Here is a 4139-nt window from a genome sequence, read left to right on the forward strand (position 1 = left end):
CCCCCGATGGCGCGCATGCCATCGGGGGCTCCGGTGCGTCGACGGAACGTTTTCCGCCGGGTGTCACCCGTCGCGCGCCGACTACCGCGCGTTGTATCCGAAGCGGGAGCCGCTCGCGGGGAAGCCGCCGGTTCCGGGCTTGTACGTGGTGACGGCGGCGTTGGTGCCACCGATCACGGTGTTGGCCATGGGCAGCGCGTACAGCGCGCCCTGGGCGCTCGGTCCGTAGGGCATACCGGCGTAGAGCTTGGTGCCGGTGTAGTGGATGCTGCGGCCCAGGTACTGGTCGGCGCCGGCGGTGCCGGGGATGCCGTCGCCGTCACCGGTCTCCAGCCACTTGTCGTTGGTGCCCGGGGTGCCGAGCAGCGCGAACGTGTGGATGGCACCCGCCTTGGTGGCCGTGCCGACGGCCTCGTTGGGTGTGCCGACGGCGATCCTCAGCGTGGCCGCGGTACCGACCGCGCGGGGCGACAGGTTGACCGCGCTGATCCGCTCGCCCATGCGGTCGCCCGCCTCCGAGGTGCCGACGACATCGTCGTCCCCGGTGCCCTGCGACAGGGAGGTCTTCTGCGTCCAGGTGCCGTCCGCCTTGATGTGGACCACGAAGACCATGCCCGCGTCGGCGCGCTGCGTGGCGCCGCCGTCGACGGACAGGGCCTCGCCCGGGGCGCCGATGGTCAGGATGGAGTCCGTGGCGCCGGTGGCGGCCGCGGTCGGCCGGAACGCGGTCAGCGCGAGCGAGGCACCGAAGTCGTCGCCCGGCTCGGCACCACCGGAGATCGTCTCCAGATCCTGGTCGAGACCGAACAGCGGGGTGGGGCTGCTGTCCGCGTTCAGCTTGTTCGGGTCGAACACCGCGAGACCGCCGGCCTCCTTGTCGGCACCGATGGCCTCGCTGGGGCTGCCGATCGCGATCTGGTTGGGGTTCGCGGCCAGCGCGGCGCCGAACCGGTCGCCTTCCTCCGGGTCGCCCGGTACACCGGTCTTGTCCTGGTGGATCGCCACGTTGCCGGCGTTGGTGACGTAGAACGCGGAGCCCGCGGTCTTGACCGTGCCCAGCGCCTCGCCGGGGTTGCCGATCACAAGGAACGGCTCACCGGCGCGGGTGGTGCCCGCGGCGACCGCGTGGCCCATCCGGTCCCCGGCCTCCGACGCCGAGGCCTTGATCGCGGCGGTGCCCGCGCCCTGTTCGAGGTGCGTGTTCTTCACCGTGCCGGTGCCCAGACCGCCCGGGGCGCCGTAGAGGACGTCCACGAATCCGGCGTCGGTGGCGGTGCCCACGGCCTCGTTGGGAGTGCCGACGACGAGGTCGGTGTAGCCGTCCTCGTTGTAGTCGACGGTCGCGAGCTGCTCACCGAACCAGTCGCTCTGCTCGGCGCTGCCCGGCACCCAGTCGAGGTCCTGGTTGATCTCGGCGGTGCCCTTGCCGCCGCCGTACGAGATCCGCACCAGGCCGGCGCTGGTCACGCTGCCCACGGTGGCCGCCGGGTCGCCGATCGCGATGTCCTCGGCGCCGTCACCGTTGAAGTCGGTGATGCGGGTGGCGCCCACCTTGGAGCTCACCCACGAGGCGAGGTCGTCGACGCGGGCGATGACGCCGGCCGTGCTGGTCTGGGTCTCCTCCACTTCGAGGCAACCACCCTGGAAGGACCGGCTGTTGAGGCCGACCAGTCTGCCCGCGCTGATGACCGGGCCGCCGGTGTCGCCCGCGCAGGCGGCCGCACCGTTCTTGCCGGTCACGTCGGCGGTGGTGGCCGCCGCCGCGTCGACGCCGTATGTGCCGGTGTGCAGCTTCAGCGGCGCCCACTCGGTCTTCGTACGGCCGTACCCGGCGAACGTGAGCTCCTGGCCGGCGACGGGCGCGGCCGTGGCGAGCGCGACCGGAGCGACATTGGTGACCGGCCGGCTGAGGCGGGCCAGGACCACGTCGCGGTCGGTGCGCGGCACGAGTTCGACCACGCGGCGCTCGGCGCCCTGCGTGCCCGAGAGGTCGGCGCGGCCGATCACGGCGGTGGTCCGCTTCGCCGGGGCGCCGGCCGGCACCGCCAGCGAGACGGCCGGGTCGTCGGCGGAGCAACTGGGCGCCGTCATCAGCCACTCCGGGGCCTCGAGGGCGGCGGGGCAGCCGCGGTCGTGGGGGCCGACGGTGATCTGGGCGGTGTAGGCGTACGTGGTGTCCGAATCGGCCACGGGTGTGCCGGTGACCGCCGACGCGGGCACGGCGCACAGCGCGAGCGACCCGCCGGCCAGGGCCGCGCCGAGCGCGGCGAGGCGGGGGCGCCTGGTGGAGTGCTGCATGGGGATCATTTCCTCAATCACAGGGTCGGCGACGGCTACTTGGAAGTCCGGATCTCGACGAGCATGTGCTCGCGGCCGCCGGGGTCCGCGCTTTCGCCGACCGCCGTGTAAGCGCCCTTCGCGACGTCGAACGACACCTCCTCGGCGTCGACCGTCATATCCACCTCGGCCGACTGCTCGGCCGATCCCTTGATGCCGTACACGGACGGGATTTCCAGCGTCAGCCAGCCGCTGTTTCCGGTCACCTTGAAACAGACCCTGTCGTTCGACCGGGCCCACACTTCGAGCAGACCGGTTTCACTCGCGCAGTCGGCGAGAGTGATACGTCCGTCCCCGCGCTTGAGCACAATGTTCTTTTCGGCCAAGATCTTGTCGGCGTACGGGTAGTTGTACTTCTCGACGGCGTACCCGGGTGCCGCATCCGCGACCGCCTCGGCATGTCCGCCGGCGGAACCCGTGCCGGAGATCTGGCCCCCCGCCATCACGGCCCAGACCAGGGCGCCCGCCGCGGTGGCGGCGCCCAGAATGCGCATCAATGCGCTGCGTGGCTTCATCACAGTCCTAGAACTCGACCGCCGGTACGAAGCCGGCGGAGATGAGAGATGTACCGCCCCCTGCGGCCCAACTCCCGTATGCAACACAGCAGTTCCGGTTGCGTCCAATGCTGAAACCGGTCGTAACCGGGGTAACCGGCGAGTACCTGCTGTGATGTGCGCCATGTGTGGAAAAGGTTGTACGGAAAGCGGTTTCGACTCCGTATCCGATGTATCTGCAATTGATTAAGGTGCGCTCCTCGGTGGCCGTACGGCAATTCCTTGTCTAATGTCACCTCCGCCCTTCCCTGCGGGCCAATCCTGCTCTTCCTTTACGGGCCCAATCCGCCTGCCTGTCCTGAATGGTGGCTGAATTTCCGCGTACCCCGTAAAGGTCCGACTCCCTTCCTGAAGGACCGTTTTGGACACCATCTTCTGGAGCAGACGGCGCGTACTCACCACGCTCGCCGCCGGTACGGCCGTCGCCGCCACGTCGAGCCTCGTGCTCAACCCGGGCATCGCCCACGCCGCGGAGGAGCCCGCCGACGGCACGGGCCTGCCGGACACCGACCGCGGCAAGGCGGTCTGGGCGTTCAAGACCGGCGGCCGGGCGGTACGCGACGGTGCGGCGCGCGCGCTCACCGGCACCCCGGCCGACCTGACCAGGTTCCTCACCCAGGATCTGCCGGTCCTGACCGCGGAGGACAACCGCTTCGGCGTCCTCGCGGCGCTGCCGCTCGCGGGCCGCGCCGTCCGCACCTCCGCCGGCACGGCGCTCAGCGGCGGCGACCAGGCGGTCGCCGCCTACCTTTCCGGCGGCTACTCGGCGGACCTCCACGAGGACCTGCGCCAGGCGGCCTTCACCGTCCTCAACAACAGCGGCAACGCCGTGAAGCGCGAAGCCAACAAGGCGCTCACCGCGGACACGGACACCGCCCTCAAGACCTTCCTGACCGAAGGCGTGGTCAAGGCACAGCAGGAGGACGACCGCGTCGCGGTCTTCACCATCCTGAACACCGCGACCCCCGAGGTGAAGAAGTACGCCGAGCGTGCCCTGAGCGACGGTTCGCCCGACGCCATCCGCACGTTCCTGACCTCGGGCCAGTACATCGCCCGCGCCAGGGACGAAGAGGCCGCGACCATCGACCAGTTGGTCGCGATCGTGGAGCGTGAGGGCAAGCTCGCCGGCCTGCAGACGGAGCAGGCCGTCGCCGCCTCCGAGAAGGCCAAGGACGCTGCCGAGAAGGCCAAGGGCGGCGCCCCCCGGGGGGGGGGGGGGGAGGGGGGCCCCCCGCGCCCAGGGGGCCA

General features: G+C 70.9%; 3 protein-coding genes. 1 reads left to right on the forward strand and 2 read right to left on the reverse strand.

Annotation, left to right across the window (positions count from 1 at the left end):
- Nucleotides 1–81 precede the first annotated feature (81 nt).
- Together JAO81_RS15305 and JAO81_RS15310 are read right to left on the reverse strand one after the other, a co-directional pair.
- Nucleotides 82–2298, reverse strand: coding sequence for a trypsin-like serine protease (locus tag JAO81_RS15305; RefSeq protein ID WP_199548397.1), 2217 nt, complete (start codon nt 2296–2298; stop codon nt 82–84).
- 35 nt (nt 2299–2333) lie between these two features.
- A complete protein-coding gene (locus tag JAO81_RS15310) occupies nt 2334–2852 on the reverse strand; it encodes a hypothetical protein (RefSeq protein WP_199548398.1) in 519 nt (172 codons plus the stop codon).
- A gap of 400 nt (nt 2853–3252) precedes the next feature.
- On the opposite strand from JAO81_RS15310, the gene JAO81_RS15315 reads away from it, so the two are divergent.
- Nucleotides 3253–4139 (forward strand): ALF repeat-containing protein (locus JAO81_RS15315; protein ID WP_233415388.1); only part of this gene is annotated, 887 nt, incomplete at its 3' end.

Origin of the sequence: Streptomyces sp. N35, assembly GCF_016464295.1 — a bacterium.
Classification (GTDB): Bacteria; Actinomycetota; Actinomycetes; order Streptomycetales; family Streptomycetaceae; genus Streptomyces.

Coding starts and splice junctions, on each gene's coding strand:
- JAO81_RS15305 (WP_199548397.1), bottom strand. CDS start 2,298: ATGCAGCACTCCACCAGGCGCCCCCGCCTCGCCGCGCTCGGCGCGGCC.
- JAO81_RS15310 (WP_199548398.1), bottom strand. CDS start 2,852: ATGAAGCCACGCAGCGCATTGATGCGCATTCTGGGCGCCGCCACCGCG.